The following is a 14,593-nucleotide window of genomic DNA, read 5'->3' as shown; positions in this document are numbered from 1 at the left end:
TGTTGACCTCCCCCGACGAGTATGACGGGGGTCACCTCGACCGGCCAGCCTCCAGCGCAGCGCAGGCTTGACCGCTATCACTCCCCCGTTCGGCGTGTCATACTCTGTCATACGTGCAGCTACTCACCGACCGCACGGATGGTGATTACAGTTGCGACCCTGCGGGCAGCAGACGGCACGCTGCGCGGGGCGTCGGCGTGGAAGACCACCGGCGTTGCACTGCGCCAGTACTGGGAGGGACTGTCCGATGACTGATGTGAGCGACCAGGACCTGCGCGCCTACCGGGACGAGGCGGAGCGGACCCGAGACGAAGTCCTGTCGTCGGACGCGGCACGGCCAGGTCAGCAGCGCGCCAAGGTACTGTCCGTCCGGTTGACCGCCGAGGAGTTCGACGCGCTGAATCGGTTCGCTCACGCGGTCGAGGTGCCTGCCTCAGCGCTCGTCCGGGGGTGGATCCTGGAGCAGCTGCGGGACAGCTCGGAATCGCCGATCAGGACTGTCGAGCGGATCGCCCACGAACTGGAACAACTCCGCCGGCAACTCGCGGCGTAGCGCACAGGCGGGCCGCGCCACCCGGCGCACGCCCAAGGACCACTAGACGTCCCGGCCGGCCACCGCCAGCCCCACGCCGAGCCCGATCATGGTCAGCCCACCGGTGCCGCCCAGCGCGGTCAGCCGCCGGGGTGAGCGCGCCAGCCAGTCCCGCGCGCCGCCGGCGGCCAGGCCCCAGACCCCGTCCAGCACCATCGCCACCAGCACGAAGGTCATTCCCAGCAGCATCAGCTGCACCGGCACCCGTCCGGCCGCCGGCTCGACGAACTGCGGCAGCACGGCGGCGAAGAACACCAACGCCTTGGGGTTGGTCAGCCCGACCACGACGCCCTGGCGGTACACGTGCCGCTCGACTCCGCCCGGCGCCGGCCCCCGCATCAGCTCGACGAGGCGGCCACGCTCCCGGTAGGTCCGCACCCCCAGGTAGACCAGGTACACCGCGCCGGCCAGCTTGATCGCGGTGAACACCAGCAACGACCGCTCCACCACCGGGCCGAGGCCCAGGGCCACCAGCAGCACCAGCACGGCCGCCCCGGTGGAGTTGCCGGCGACGCTGCCCAGCGCGGCACGGCGGCCGTGGGCCAGTGCCCGGCTCACCACGAACACCACCGTCGGGCCGGGGATCAGCACCAGCACGACGCAGGCCAGGAGGAACGCGACCAGATGGTCGGTCGGCAACATTCCGCCACGGTAACCGGCACCCGGCCGTCACCGCGCGCCAGTTTTCGATCGGGACACCCCTAACCGTCGTAGAACACCCGCTCCACGACCGCCCTGGCCCGCCGGGTGATCCGGCGGTACTCGTCGATGAACTCGCCGGGGTCACCACCGGCCGGGTAACCCATCGCCCTGGCCACCGCCGCCAGCTCCCGCCCCGATCCCGGCAGCTGGTCCGAGGGCTTGCCCCGGACGAGGGTGACCGCGTTGCGGGCCCGGGTGGCCATCGTCCAACCGGCGATCAGCGCGTCCGCGTCGGCGCCGGCCAGCAGCCCCGCCTCGACGCACTCGCGCAGGCCGTCCAGGGTGGACGTGGTGCGCAGCTCCGGCACGTCAGCGGCGTGCTGGAGCTGCAGCAGTTGGACCGTCCACTCCACGTCGGCCAGGCCGCCGGTGCCCAGCTTGGTGTGGGTCGCCCGGTCCGCACCCCGGGGCAGCCGCTCGGTGTCGACCCGCGCCTTGATCCGGCGGATCTCGGTGGCCTTGGCCGGTTCCAGGCCGCCGGCGGGATAGCGGATCGGGTCGATCAGCTCCCGGAACCGCTCCCCCAGCTCCATGTCGCCGCCGAGCGGGCGGGCCCGCAGCAACGCCTGCGCCTCCCAGGGTTCGGCCCATTTCGCGTAGTAGGTCCGGTAGGACTCGAGGGTGCGCACCAGCGGGCCGCCCCGCCCCTCCGGCCGGAGGTCGGCGTCCACCTGCAGCGCCGGGTCGGGGCTCGGCGCGCCGAGCAGCGACCGCACCTGCTCCACCACCGTGGTGGACCAGCGCACCGCCTCGTGCTCGCTCGCCCCGTTCGCCGGCTCGCAGACGAACAACACGTCGGCGTCGGACCCGTAACCCAGCTCGGCACCGCCGAGCCGGCCCATCCCGATCACCGCGAGCCGCGCCTTCGGCGAACCCGGCTGTGCCCTGGCCACGGCGTCCAGCGCGGAGCGCAGCACGGCCGCCCAGACCTCGCTCAGCGCGGCGCACACCGCACCGACGGGCAGCAGCCCGAGCAGGTCGGCGCAGGCCACCCGGAGCAGCTCGTGGCGGCGCATGGAGCGGGCCGCCGCGACCGCGTCCGTCGGGACCTGGTGCCGGGCGACGGTGGCCCGCAGCGACGTCGAGACCTCCACCGGGTCCCTGGTGGCCAGCTCCGCCCGCGCCGAGGTGTCGGCCAGCAGCCGAAGCACATCGGGGGCCCGCACCAGTAGGTCGGGCACCAGCGCCGAGGTGCCGAGCAGGAACATCAGCCGCTCGGCCACCGCGCCCTCGTCGCGCAGCAGACCCAGGTAGCCGGTGTCCGCGAGCGCCTCGGACACCCGCCGGTAGGCCAGCAGCCCCCGGTCCGGGTCCGCCGTGTCGGCCAGCTGCTCGAGCAGCACCGGGAGCAGGGTCCGCTGGATGGCCGCCGCCCGGGACATCCCACCGGTCAGCGCCCGCAGGTGCGCCAGCGCGCCCTCCGGGGACGCCCAGCCCAGCGCGGCGAGCCGGGATGCCGCCGACTTCTCGGACAGCCGCAGGTCCTCGCTCGCGATCTGGGACACCGCCGTCAGCAGCGGGCGGTAGAACAGCTTCTCGTGCAGCCGCCGGACCCGGCCGGTGTTGCTGCGCAGCTCCGCCAGCAGCACGCCGACCGCGTCCCGCTTCCCGTCCGGGCGCAGCTTGGCCGAGCGGGCCAGCCAGCGCAGGTCGGCGGTATCTGACTCGGCCGGCAACAGGTGGGTGCGGCGCAGCCGGGCCAGCTGCAGCCGGTGCTCCAGCATCCGCAGGAACCGGTAGGACGCGGCCAGGTTGGCGGCGTCGTCGCGGCCGACGTAACCGCCGGCGCCCAGAGCGGCCAGCGCGTCCAGGGTGGACCCCGAGCGGATCTCCGGGTCGGCCCGGCCGTGCACCAGCTGCAGCAGTTGCACCGCGAACTCGACGTCGCGCAGCCCGCCCCGGCCCAGTTTCAGCTCCCGGTCGGCGTACTCGGGGCGGATGTGCTTCTCCACCCGGCGGCGCATGGCCTGTACCTCGGCGACGAAGTCGTCCCGGTCCGCGGCGTGCCAGACCATCGGCGCCACGGCCTCGGCGTAGGCGGCACCCAGCTCGGGGTCGCCGGCCACTGGACGAGCTTTGAGCAGCGCCTGGAACTCCCAGGTCTTGGCCCACCGGCGGTAGTAGCTCAGGTGCCCCTCGAGGGTGCGCACCAGGGCGCCCTGACGGCCTTCCGGGCGCAGGTTGGCATCCACCGGGAAGCACGCGTCGCCGGCCACCCGCATCACCGCCGCGGCCAGCCGGGACGCGGGGCCGTCCGCCGGCTCCGCAACGAAGATCACGTCCACGTCGCTGACGTAGTTGAGCTCGTGCCCGCCGCACTTGCCCATCGCGATCACCGCCAGTCGGGGCGGCTCCTCGGCACCCGACCCGGCACCGCCCGACCCGTTCCCGCCCGACCTGTTCCCGCCGGTCCCGCCGCCGTCCGACTCCTCCCGGGGGAAGACCTCGGACACCGCCACCGCCAGTGCCGCGCGCAGGGCAGCGGCGGCCAGGTCGGACAGCTGCGCGGCCACCACCTCCATCGGCAGTACCGGAAGGGACGGCTCACCGACCGCGCCGAGGTCGGCGGCGGCGATCTCCAGCAGCGCGTCCCGGTAGGCGTCACGCAGCGCGCTGATGGCGGCCGGGCCGGTGAGCGCGGCGCGCGACACCGCCGATCCGGCGGCCGCCGCGCCCGGGTCTGCGCCTGACCTCTCGGCCGAACCCGCGCCGGACCCCCCGTCCGAAGTCGGGCGGGCGGCCGGCTCCGACTCGGCCGGCGGCTCGCAGCCCACCGCGTGCAGCAGTGCCGCCGACCGGGTGGCCACGTCGGGCAGCCGGTCCGGGGTGAGCGCCCGCTCAGAGGTCAGGTGCCGCCACACCGCCGGCCGGCTGACGAGGTGGTCCCCCAGAGCGGTCGAGGCGCCGAGCAGGGCCAGCAGCCGGCCGCGCAGGCCCTCGTCCTTACGCAGGGCGGCATCCAGGGCGGACCACTCCGTGCGGTCGGCCTCGGACAGTCGCTCGAGCGCGCGCAGCGCCAGGTTCGGGTCGGGGCTGCGGGCCAGCGCCCACATCACCGCCTCGGCCGTGCTGGCCGGCCGGCCGGCGTCCCACCAGCCCAGCTCGGTCAGGGTCTGCTCGGCCCACGGCTCGGTGAGGCCGAGCCGGACCAACGAAGCTCCGCTACGCCGCTCGGTCACAGGGCCTGATCCTGCCCCACCGGGGGCCGGTCGCGCCCGGCGCCCGCAGGCGCGGGCGGGTCCGGCGGCTGTGCGGACGCCGGACCCGGGCGCGGGATCAGCGCTCGAAGACGGCGACCAGGGTGGCCCGCGCCAGGGTGTGCGCGAACAGGTTGAACCCCAGGTACGCCGGGCTCGCGCTGTCCGGCAGCCCCAGCGACTCCACGTCCACCGCGTGCACGGTGAAGTAGTAGCGGTGCTCGCCGTGCCCGGGCGGCGGGCCGGCGCCCACGAAGCCCTTCATGCCACCGTCGTTGGTCAGCGTGAGCGCGCCGGCCGGCAGGTCGGCGCTGCCCGGCGCACCGGCCCCGGTCGGCAGCTCGGTGACGCTGGCCGGGACGTCGGCCACCGCCCAGTGCCAGAACCCGCTGCCGGTGGGCGCATCCGGGTCGTAGCAGGTCACCGCGTAGCTCTTGGTGCCCTCGGGCGCCCCGGACCAGGACAGCTCCGGCGAGACGTCCTCGCCGCCGGTCACCCCGAAAACTCCGCTCGCGTGTTGGTCGGCCAGCCGGGCGCCATCCTTGATGTCGGTGCTGGTCAGGGTGAACGACGGCACCTCCGGCAGGAACTCGTGCGGTCCCGGCGGTCGCGATGCGGTGGTCATGTGGCCCTCCTCCTGGTTCTCCCGGGGGCGACCTCTCGATCGCGGCCCCTCAGCGGGATCCGCCGACGGCGATCCTCCTACGCAACGTGCGCCGGCAACCTATCGCGTTGCCGGCGCACCTGCTCGATCATTCCGGAGCCGAGGGCTCAGCCGACGATCAGATAGATCCCGTAGGCCACCACCAGGAAGCAGATCCCGAAACACAACACCGCCGCCGCGGTGGCCGGGCCGGCCCCCCGGGAGCTCTCCGAGCCGCCCTCGAGCGCCTCGGCCCTGGCGGACAGCGCGTTCACCCCGAGGGAGAACAGCACCACCACGACCACGGTCACACCGAGGCCGACCAGGAACACCTCACCCAGCGCGCCCCACTTGATATGCATCACAAGGTCCTCTCTCGGCCGGTCGGTCGGCGGGTCAGGTGGTCGTGGTCGCCGCAGTCGGGGCGGTCTCCGGCACGTCGTTGACGTTGTCCGCGCTCACCGGCTGGCGGCGGGAGGCCAGGTAGATGCCGATCGCGACGGCCAGCGCCACCAGCGCGACGATTACCGTGCCGGCCGAGCCGAGCCCGGCCACCTGGCCGGCCAGCGCGCCGACGATCGCCGCCGAGGGCAGCGTGAGCACCCAGGCGATGACCATCTTGCCGGCCACCGACCAGCGCACGTCGGCCAGTCGTTTGCCGGCGCCGGCACCGAAGATCGAACCGGAGGCCACCTGGGTGGTGGACAGCGCGAAGCCGAGGTGGCTGGAGATCAGGATGGTCGCGGTGCTGGAGGTCTCGGCGGCGAAGCCCTGCGGGGACTCCATGTCATAGAGCCCCTTGCCCAGGGTGCGGATGATCCGCCAGCCGCCCAGGTAGGTGCCCAGCGCGATGGCCAGGCCGGCCAGGCCGATCACCCACACCGGCGGGCCGGAGTTGGGCGCGAGCACGCCGGCGGTGATCAGCGTGAGGGTGATGATGCCCATCGTCTTCTGCGCGTCGTTGGTGCCGTGCGCGAGCGACACCATCGAGGCGGACACGATCTGCCCGACCCTGAAACCCTTGGCCGCCTCGTCCGGCCGGGTCTTCGCCGTGATCTTGTAGGCGAAGTACGTGGCGATCATCGCCGCCAGGCCGGCCACCACCGGTGCGGCCAGCGCCGGCAGCACGACGGCGGTGATCAGGCCCATGAACTTGATCGCGCCACCGCCGGCGGCCACCCAGGTGGCCCCGATCAGGCCGCCGAACAGCGCGTGCGACGAGCTGGACGGCAGGCCGAAGTACCAGGTCGTCAGGTTCCACAGGATAGCGCCGATGAGCCCCGCGAAGATCACCGTTGGGTTGATCTTCGTCTCGTCGACGAGGCCGCTGGAGATGGTCTTGGCCACTGCGGTCGACAGGAAGGCGCCGATCAGGTTGAGCACGGCGGAGATGGCGACGGCGACCTTCGGGCGCAACGCCCCGGTTGCCACCGAGGTCGCCATCGCATTTGCGGTGTCGTGAAATCCGTTGGTGAAGTCGAACAGCAGCGCGGTGACGACCACCGTGAGCACGATGAAGGAGATGTCCACCGGTCCCTACTTCGGGGTTGGGGCTCTTCGGTCGCCCAGAAGAGTGATCGGTGGAGATAAACTGAGAAGAAACTGAGAGTGAACGGAACCTGAACTGAAGCTGTCAGAGCACGGGCAAATAGGTTGCCAGTTCGTACGGCGTGACGTTGCGGCGGTAGGCGTCCCACTCCGCCCGCTTGTTCCGCAGGAAGAAGTCGAACACGTGCTCGCCGAGGATCTCCGCGACCAGCTCGGAGTGCTCCATGGCGGCCAGCGCCTCGGTCAGGTTCTGCGGCAGCGTCTCGTACCCCATCGCCCTGCGCTCGATCTCGGTGAGCGACCAGACGTCGTCACCGGCCGGTTCGCCGAGCTCGTAGCCCTTCTGCACACCGGTCAGGCCGGCGCCCAGGATGACCGCGAAGGCCAGGTACGGGTTGCAGGCGCTGTCCAGGGTGCGGATCTCCACCCGGCGCGAGGAGGCCTTGCCGGGTGAGTACATCGGCACCCGCACCAGCGCGGACCGGTTGGCGTGCCCCCAGCACACGGTGGTCGGGGCCTCGCCACCGACGACCAGCCGCTTGTAGGAGTTCACCCACTGGTTGGTGACCGCGGTGATCTCCCTGGCGTGCCGCAGCACCCCGGCCACGAACGCCTTGCCGGTGTCGGAGAGCTCGTAGGGGTCGGACGGGTCGTGGAAGGCGTTGCGGTCGCCCTCGAAGAGACTGAAGTGGGTGTGCATGGCCGAGCCGGGATGCTGGGTGAACGGCTTCGGCATGAACGAGGCACGGACGCCCTGCGTCATCGCGACCTCTTTGACCACATACCGGAAGGTCATGATGTTGTCGGACATGGTCAGTGCGTCGGCGTAGCGCAGGTCGATCTCCTGCTGGCCGGGTGCACCCTCGTGGTGGCTGAACTCCACCGAGATGCCCATCGACTCCAGCGTCTCGATCGCGTTGCGCCGGAAGTGCGGCGCGGCGTCGTGGCTGGCCTGGTCGAAGAAGCCGCCGGAGTCCGCCGGGGTCGGCGGCGTCCCGTCCGTGGGCAGGTCCTTGAGCAGGTAGAACTCGATCTCGGGGTGCACGTAGCAGGTGAAGCCCGCCTCGGCGGCCCGGCTCAGCGCGCGGCGCAGCACGTGCCGGGGGTCCGCCCAGGAGGGTGAGCCGTCCGGCATGGTGATGTCGCAGAACATCCGCGCCGAGTAGTGCTGGCCGTCCGCGGTCTCCCAGGGCAGCACCTGGAAGGTGGACGGATCCGGCTTGGCGACCATGTCCGACTCGTACACCCGCGCGAAGCCCTCGATGGCCGAGCCGTCGAAACCGATCCCCTCGGTGAAGGCTCCCTCCAGCTCGGCGGGCGCGATGGCCACCGACTTGAGGTACCCGAGCACGTCGGTGAACCAGAGGCGCACGAAGCGGATGTCGCGTTCTTCAAGCGTGCGCAGCACGAACTCCTGCTGGCGATCCATAGGCCGCAGCCTAGGAACATCGCGTTACATCCATGTTTCGGGGCTGGTTGTAGCCCCCATCGGGGTGCTCTCGGGCACCGTCTCGGCGCGGAGAGGCGGCGGTCGGTCGGCTATGTCGCAGCTGGGTGAGTCCTGCGTCACACCGGTGTGCCCGGGCCCGTTTCGGCGCGCCGCGGGCGGTCAGCGGCCCCCTCGGGGCTGCGGGCCCTGACGGCGGCGTCCCGTTACCGAGCTGCACACCAGGCAGGCCGCGGAGCGCTGAAACCTGCCTCCTGTGCAGCTCGGCAACAACAGGCAGCCAGCGGGGTGTGCCCGCGCGCGGTCAGGGGCCGCGCGCGGTCAGGGGCCGCGCGCGGTCAGGGGCCGCCTTGGGGTTGCGGGCCCTGGTAGCCCTCCTTCGACGTGTCGTCCATGCCGATCTCGTGGCCGATCCCACCGGCGAGCAGGTTCGCGCCGACCTTCGCCCCGGTCGACCCGATGTCCAGACCGATCGCCTTGTCGCCCTTGCCGTTGAACGCGTTGTTCCGGATCGTGACGTTCTGCACGGCCTCGATCATCACGCCCTGGGACGCGCCGAAGTTGCAGATGTTGTTGCTCCAGGTCCAGTCCGCGGAGGTGCCGTCCCCGCCGCCGCCGTCGCCCACGTCGCCGGGCCCCTCGGCCATCAGGCACTGGTTGTCGATGTTCTCGCACCGGTTGCCGTCGATCAGGACGTGCTCGCTGGACGGCTCGCCGTTGGTGAAGGTCTGCATGCAGTCCGCGTGCGCGCCGCTGCCGTCCGGGCTGATGTCGGCGATGGTGTTGTGCACGATCCTGATGTAGTTGCCGAAGAACCGCAGGCCGTCGAAGTCGCCGCCGGTCGGGTGCTTGACGGTGTTGTTGCGCACGGTGACCCCGTTGCCGGTGATCTCGATGCCCGGTGCCTCGGCGCCGAGCACCTGGAAGCCGTCCACCACGACGTTGTTGGCCTGCACGGTGATGCCCTTCACGGCGGTCCTGCCGTTGCCGATGATCGTCAGTGGTGCCTGGTCGCTGCCGCCCTTGCCGATCTCCAGGCGCACCGAGCCGAGGTCTCCGGTGATGCAGATCCGGTCGCCCGGGGCGGCACTGTTGATCGCCTGGCTGAGGCCGGCGCTGTCGGTGACCTGCTTGGTGCAGCCGGTCTGGCTCGGCGTTCCCGCGCCCGGCGGGCCGCCCTCGAGCACCGCCGATCCGTTCCCCCCGCCGGTCAGCCCGCCGTTCAGGCCGCCGTTCAGGCCGCCGCCGACGGAGCCGCCCAGCTGTCCACCGCCCGACGAGCCACTGAACGGGCTGCCGCCGGACGGACTACCCGGGGGGCCGCTGAACGAGCCACCGGAGCCACCGAACGGGGCGCCTGAGGAGCCTCCCGGCGATCGCCCGGCGGAGCCGCCGAACCAACCGCCACCGGAGGAACCGTTCCCGGACGAACCGCCGCCGGACCCGCCACCCGGCGAACCGCCGCCCGAAGCCCCGCCCCATGGCGCACCCGCGGCCGAACCACCGCCGGAGCTACCCGGGGAGCCGCCGAACGAGCCCCCGCCGGAGTTACCCGGGGACGGGCCGAACGAGCCGCCTGAAGTACCACCGAAGGAACCACTTCCGACCCTGCCATCCGGCGACGAGCCACCCGACGACGAGCCACCCGACGAGCTGCCCGGGGACCCGGCGCCGACACCCGAACCGCGGTCCTCGGACCGACCCACGTCACCCCCGGACGAGCCACCGGGCGCTCCACCCGACGTGTCGCCGGCGGACCCGCCGCCGGAGTTCGAGCTGCCCGGCGACCCGCCCGACCTGCCCCGCGCGGAGCCCCCCGAGCCCTCCGAGCGCCGCGAGGACGCGCCGGCCCCGCCGCCCGTGCCCGAAGGAGCCGCCGAGTGGGGTACCGGCCTGCTCGAGCGCGGTGCCGGGGCGGCCGACCCACCCGCTGGACCCGCCGTACCGCTCGGTGCCCCGCCGCCAGCGCCGCCGCCGGGCTCGGCGCTGACCGGCGGTAGCACCCTCGGCGCCGACGGGCTGGCGACCGGTGGCTCGGCCAGCCGCGGCGCCGCCCCGGACTGCGCCGGCGTGGACCGGGGCGGTGTGGGCGCCGCCGACCCGGATCCGCCGGGCATGTTCGTCTTCACGCAGATGACGTCGTTCGGGCCGGCGTTGGCAACCGCATCCTTCAGGCCGGACTCGTCGAGAACCTCTTTGGTGCAGTTGATCTGCGCTGTCGCCCGGCCGGAACCGCCGGCGCGACCCGCACCGCCGACCGCCGGAGCGACCGGGCCACCCGACCCCGCGGCAGCGGGGCCGTCAGCCGGAGCACCACCGGCCGGCGCGGTTCCGGCGTCCGCCGAGGACCACCCGTCGGACGGGGCGCCGCCGGAGTCACCCTGGGCGCCGGCGCCTCCCGGCCCGTCCTGGGCCGCCATCGGGCTCCGCAGCGCCTCCAGCCCGCCGGCCCGCACCGAACCGGACCGGGACGGGCCGGCGAACAGGGTCAGTGCCGCGAAGAAGATCGCCGCGGCGGCCAGCACCGCGCCGACCACGACCGCCCGATGAGCCAGGCCGCCGGCCCGGTGAGCCAGGCCGCCGGGCGCCGGGCACGGGGCGCCATGAGACCGGTCGATCCGCGCAGACCAGTGCCCAGCCCGTCTCATGGCGCCCAGCGAACACCGCCGACACCCTCGCGCGCGGCCGTTCGGGCCAGATCGTGTGCGATCGCAAAGGGACCCCGCGTCGCGGAGGGCGCGGCGGCGCGGTCAGCTCGGCGCGATGGTGCAGTGCGCCCCCTCCGCCGGTACCGCGAGATCGGTGAGGTAGCTGGTCACCAGGTCGTCCACACACCGGTTGCCGTGCAGGGCGGCGGTGTGCTGGCTCCCCTGCACGCTGATCAGCCGGGCATTCAGCGACCTGGCCAGGTTCACCCCGGCCTGGTACGGCGTGGCCGGGTCGCCGGTCACCGAGATCACCACGGTCTGGGGCAGCCCGGCCACCTTCGGCTGGTGCGGCTCCCCGGTGTGGGGCACCGGCCAGAACGCGCAGACGTCGCGCGCCGGGTCGACGCCGCGGCCGTCGTCCCGGAACGGCGCGGCCGCCCGGGAGCGCCGGTCGGACTCGGCCAGCACCGCCGGGTCGGTGATCGGCTTGTCGTCCACGCACCGGATCGCGGTGAAGGCGTCCGTGGAGCGGTCGTAGGAACCGTCCGGTCCCCGGCCCTGGTAGGAGTCGGCCAGCTCCATCAGCACGTCCCCGTGGCCGCCCGCGAGCTCCACCAGGCCGTGGCGGAGCTGCTCCCACCGACGCGCGCTGTAGAGCGCGCTGATGGTGCCGGTCATCGCGTCGTTGTAGGACAGGATGCGCCCGTCGGACAGCGGAACCGGCGCTGTGATCGTCGGCAGTACCAGGTCCCGGAACACCTGGTTGGCCGCCGCCGGGTCGTTCCCGATCGGGCAGGGCCGCTTCGGTGCGCACCAGGCGGCGAACGCGTCGAACGCCCGCTGGAAGCCGGCGGACTGGGCCACCGACCGGTCGATCTGGGTCTGGTCCGGGTCCAGTGCACCGTCCAGCACGAGCGCGCGGACGTTGTTCGGGAACTGTTCGGCGTAGGTGTAGCCGAGCCGGGTCCCGTAGGAGTAGCCGAGGTAGGTCAGCTTCTGATCACCCAGCGCCGAGCGCAGCACGTCCATGTCCATGGCCGCATCCCGGGTACCGACGTTGGCCAGCAGGTCCGCCCCCGAGCGTTGGGCACACTTGGCGTCGTAGTCCTTGGCCTTGCCCTCCTGGCGGGCCACGCCGGCCGGCGAGTTGTCCAGCTGTGCGTCCGCCCGGTCGGCGTCCTGCTCAGCCGCGGTGAAGCATTCGATCGCCGGCTCGCTCTTGCCCACCCCGCGCGGGTCGAAGCCGACCAGGTCGAACCGCTCACCGAGCGGGGTGTTGCGAACCCGCTTGGCCAGCCCGGTGGCCGCATCGGTACCGGACTCGCCCGGACCACCCGGGTTGATCACCAGCGAACCGATGCGCCGATCCGGCTGGCTGGCCCGTTGGCGCAGCACCGCCAGTCGCGCGGTCCGACCCGCCGGCTGGCCGTAGTCCAGCGGCACCCGCAGATAGGTGCAGTCGAACGGCGCGCACCGGCTCCAGACCAGCTCCTGCGCGTAGAACCGCTGCAGCTCCGGCGCCGGCACCGGCCCGACGGCAGCGCCGACGGTAGAGCCCGAGCCGGGGACGGCGCCACAGGCCGCCACGGCCGGCAGCAGCAGCCCCAGCAGGGCGAGCAGGACCAACAGAACCCGGCCACTCCCTCGGCGACTCACGTGACGTCCTTGCGGTGCGCGGTGGCTGTCCCGGCCAGCCCGACCAGGACGGTGTAGCCGAAGAAGACCAGCAGCATCAGCCACCAGGGCGGCCCGACGCCGAATCCGCCGCCGAACTGCTCACCGGTCAGCGCCTCCAGGCTGGTGGCGGCCGCCGGGCCGGGCAGGTACGGGCCGAGCCTGTCCAGGTCCGCCACCGCGGCCAGCACCTGCAGGATCGGCTCGACGATCAGCAGGTACAGCAGGACACCGACGACCGCGAGGACCTGACTGCTGACCAGGGTGCCGAACCCGACGCCGAGCACCGCCCACAGCGCGAAGACAACCACCGCCACCGCGCTCACCTGCAGCACCGAGCCCAGCTCCGCGAACGGGTGGGCGCCGCGGCTCAGCATGCCGGCGATGCCCAGTGCCGAGCTGACCAGCGCATAGCCCGCCCCGACCACAGCGGCCACGGCCATCTTGGCCACCGTCAGCCGCACCCGGTCGGCGGCGACGAGGTAGCTGGTGCTGATGGTGTGGTGCCGGTACTCCGCCGAGGCGCTGACCGTGCCGAACAGCACCGCGAAGACCACCCCGAACGAGCCGAGCGCGAACGCCTGGCTGTGCCCCAGCCGCCCGTCGGTCGCGGTGATCATCGCGATCACCATGCTGACCAGCCCGGCCGGGATGAGCATCGCCCACCACACGGAGGTGGACAGCGTCTTGCGGGCCTCCGCGACCACCAACCCGCGCAGTGATCGGACCGACCAGGCGCCACCGGGTGCGGCCGCCGGGCAGACAGCCGGCAGGTCCGTACTGCGAGCCGACATCACCGGTCACCTTCTCGCTGGGCGGGGACAGCCTGGGCGGGGACCGCGTGGGCGGCGTCGGTCTGGGCGGAATCGGACTGGGCGGCGTCGGACCGGGCGGGTTCGGCCGAAGCATCCGGCGGGTCGCCGGGCTGACCGTTCGGCGCGGCCGGCCGGTACTGGCTGACGGTCAGCCGCAGGAAGCGCTGCTCAAGGTCGGTGTGCTCGCGGGTCATCCCGTAGACCGCCACGTCGACCGTGCGTGCCAGGTCACCGACGGTGGTGGTGTCCGCACCGAGAATGCTCAGCCAGCCTTCCGGCAGGGACGCGATCTCGGCGATGCCGCGCGCGCTCAGCGCGGTGGCCAGCCGCCCGGGGTCGGAACACCGCACCCGCACCTCGTCCCGGCCCTCGCCCGGCAACTCCTCGATCGGGCCCTCGAACACACCGGCGCCCTGGCTGATGATCACCACCCGGTCCACGGTCTGGGCGATCTCGGCCAGTTGGTGGCTGGACACCAGCACGGTGCGCCCGCTCGCTGCGTAGGAGCGCAGGAACCCGCGCAGCCAGGCGACCCCCTCCGGGTCCAGTCCGGAGCCGGGCTCGTCCAGGATCAACACCGGGGGGTCGCCCAACAGCGCGGTGGCCAGCGCCAGCCGTTGGCGCATGCCAAGGGAGAAACCGCCGACCTTGCGGTTCGCCGCGTCGGTCAGCCCGACCAGGGCGAGCACCTCGTCCGCCCGCTGGTCCGGCATCCCGATCGCGGCGGCGTACATGAGCAGGTGCGCCCGGGCCTTGCGGGACCGGTGGAAGCCGTTCGAGTCGAGCACCGCGCCCACCACCCGTGCCGGATGAGCGAGCCGGCGGTAGCCGACGCCGTCGAAGGTGACCTCACCGCCGGTCGGCCTGATCAGCCCGAGCGCGGCGCGCAAGGTCGTGGTCTTGCCGGCTCCGTTGGGCCCGAGGAAGCCGGTCACCTGCCCGGGTTCGACGGTGAAACTGAGGTTGCGCACCGCCTCGATCGACCCGAAGCGCTTGGTCAGGTTCCGCACCACGACGCGACCGCCCATGGCGTCGCCGGGTGTCCTGGACAGCACCGGTGGCGCTGTCGGCTGCTCAACAGTGGACATGCCTGATCTCCATGCCTCGAGGCGTGTTCGCCCAGGTAGGGCTCGTCCCTGAGGACAATGGCAGCGGCTCGCGGCGCGGACGATGGGGCCAACCCCCCGTCGCCGGGGGGCCAACCCCCGCCGCCGCGGTAGGGCTCCCCCTTCCGACCGCACCGGGGCCTCCGGACCGGCCGCACGACGAAGGCGGGGGCGCCGGGAGGAATGTCCTCCCGGCGCCCCCGCCGTCAGTCGGGTCGCTA

The 14,593-nt window shown here is 72.9% G+C and carries 12 protein-coding genes; 2 read left to right on the top strand and 10 right to left on the bottom strand.

Going from position 1 to position 14,593, the window contains the following annotated elements:
- The first annotated feature begins 247 nt into the window (after positions 1-247).
- The gene (locus tag ACTXG6_RS21485; protein ID WP_445189586.1) at positions 248-553 is read left to right on the top strand and encodes a hypothetical protein; all 306 of its coding nucleotides are present in this window, start codon (positions 248-250) and stop codon (positions 551-553) included.
- Positions 554-595: 42 nt separating this feature from the next.
- On the opposite strand, the gene ACTXG6_RS21480 is transcribed toward ACTXG6_RS21485, so the two are convergent.
- The 7 genes from ACTXG6_RS21480 to ACTXG6_RS21450 form a co-directional block, all read right to left on the bottom strand.
- Positions 596-1,234 (bottom strand): LysE family translocator, encoded by a 639-nt coding sequence (locus tag ACTXG6_RS21480; RefSeq protein ID WP_445189585.1) that lies wholly within the window; start codon positions 1,232-1,234, stop codon positions 596-598.
- A 59-nt stretch (positions 1,235-1,293) separates the two neighbouring features.
- Positions 1,294-4,446: a bifunctional [glutamine synthetase] adenylyltransferase/[glutamine synthetase]-adenylyl-L-tyrosine phosphorylase gene (locus tag ACTXG6_RS21475; RefSeq protein WP_445189584.1), complete on the bottom strand. Its 3,153-nt coding sequence runs from the start codon at positions 4,444-4,446 to the stop codon at positions 1,294-1,296.
- A 124-nt stretch (positions 4,447-4,570) separates the two neighbouring features.
- Entirely contained in the window at positions 4,571-5,116 is a 546-nt protein-coding gene (locus tag ACTXG6_RS21470; RefSeq protein ID WP_445189583.1) for a YbhB/YbcL family Raf kinase inhibitor-like protein, read from the bottom strand.
- A gap of 146 nt (positions 5,117-5,262) precedes the next feature.
- Positions 5,263-5,496, bottom strand: a complete 234-nt coding sequence (locus tag ACTXG6_RS21465; RefSeq protein WP_445189582.1) for a hypothetical protein — start codon at positions 5,494-5,496, stop codon at positions 5,263-5,265.
- 34 nt (positions 5,497-5,530) lie between these two features.
- Positions 5,531-6,664, bottom strand: coding sequence for an anion permease (locus ACTXG6_RS21460; protein WP_445189581.1), 1,134 nt, complete (start codon positions 6,662-6,664; stop codon positions 5,531-5,533).
- Between the two features lie 103 nt (positions 6,665-6,767).
- Positions 6,768-8,111: a glutamine synthetase family protein gene (locus ACTXG6_RS21455; protein ID WP_445189580.1), complete on the bottom strand. Its 1,344-nt coding sequence runs from the start codon at positions 8,109-8,111 to the stop codon at positions 6,768-6,770.
- Positions 8,112-8,467: 356 nt separating this feature from the next.
- Positions 8,468-9,316: a right-handed parallel beta-helix repeat-containing protein gene (locus ACTXG6_RS21450; protein WP_445189579.1), complete on the bottom strand. Its 849-nt coding sequence runs from the start codon at positions 9,314-9,316 to the stop codon at positions 8,468-8,470.
- 556 nt (positions 9,317-9,872) lie between these two features.
- Between ACTXG6_RS21450 and ACTXG6_RS21445 the strand changes: the two genes are divergently transcribed.
- Positions 9,873-10,679, top strand: a complete 807-nt coding sequence (locus ACTXG6_RS21445) for a hypothetical protein (RefSeq protein ID WP_445189578.1) — start codon at positions 9,873-9,875, stop codon at positions 10,677-10,679.
- 200 nt (positions 10,680-10,879) lie between these two features.
- Here ACTXG6_RS21445 and ACTXG6_RS21440 read toward each other — a convergent pair whose 3' ends face one another.
- Genes ACTXG6_RS21440 through ACTXG6_RS21430 form a run of 3 tightly spaced genes read right to left on the bottom strand, consistent with a single transcriptional unit; the run spans position 10,880 to position 14,354 of the window.
- Entirely contained in the window at positions 10,880-12,433 is a 1,554-nt protein-coding gene (locus tag ACTXG6_RS21440) for an alpha/beta hydrolase (RefSeq protein ID WP_445189577.1), read from the bottom strand.
- The gene (locus ACTXG6_RS21435; protein ID WP_445189576.1) at positions 12,430-13,245 is read right to left on the bottom strand and encodes a hypothetical protein; all 816 of its coding nucleotides are present in this window, start codon (positions 13,243-13,245) and stop codon (positions 12,430-12,432) included. Before ACTXG6_RS21435 ends, ACTXG6_RS21440 begins: the two co-directional genes overlap by 4 nt.
- Positions 13,245-14,354 carry an ABC transporter ATP-binding protein gene (locus tag ACTXG6_RS21430; RefSeq protein WP_445189575.1) on the bottom strand — a complete coding sequence of 370 codons (1,110 nt, stop codon included), beginning with the start codon at positions 14,352-14,354 and terminating at the stop codon, positions 13,245-13,247. The genes ACTXG6_RS21435 and ACTXG6_RS21430 overlap by 1 nt, the downstream gene beginning before the upstream one ends.
- Positions 14,355-14,593: the final 239 nt, after the last annotated feature.

Source organism: Pseudonocardia sp. Cha107L01 (genome assembly GCF_052566575.1).
This window is presented reverse-complemented; position numbering and strand designations above follow the sequence as displayed.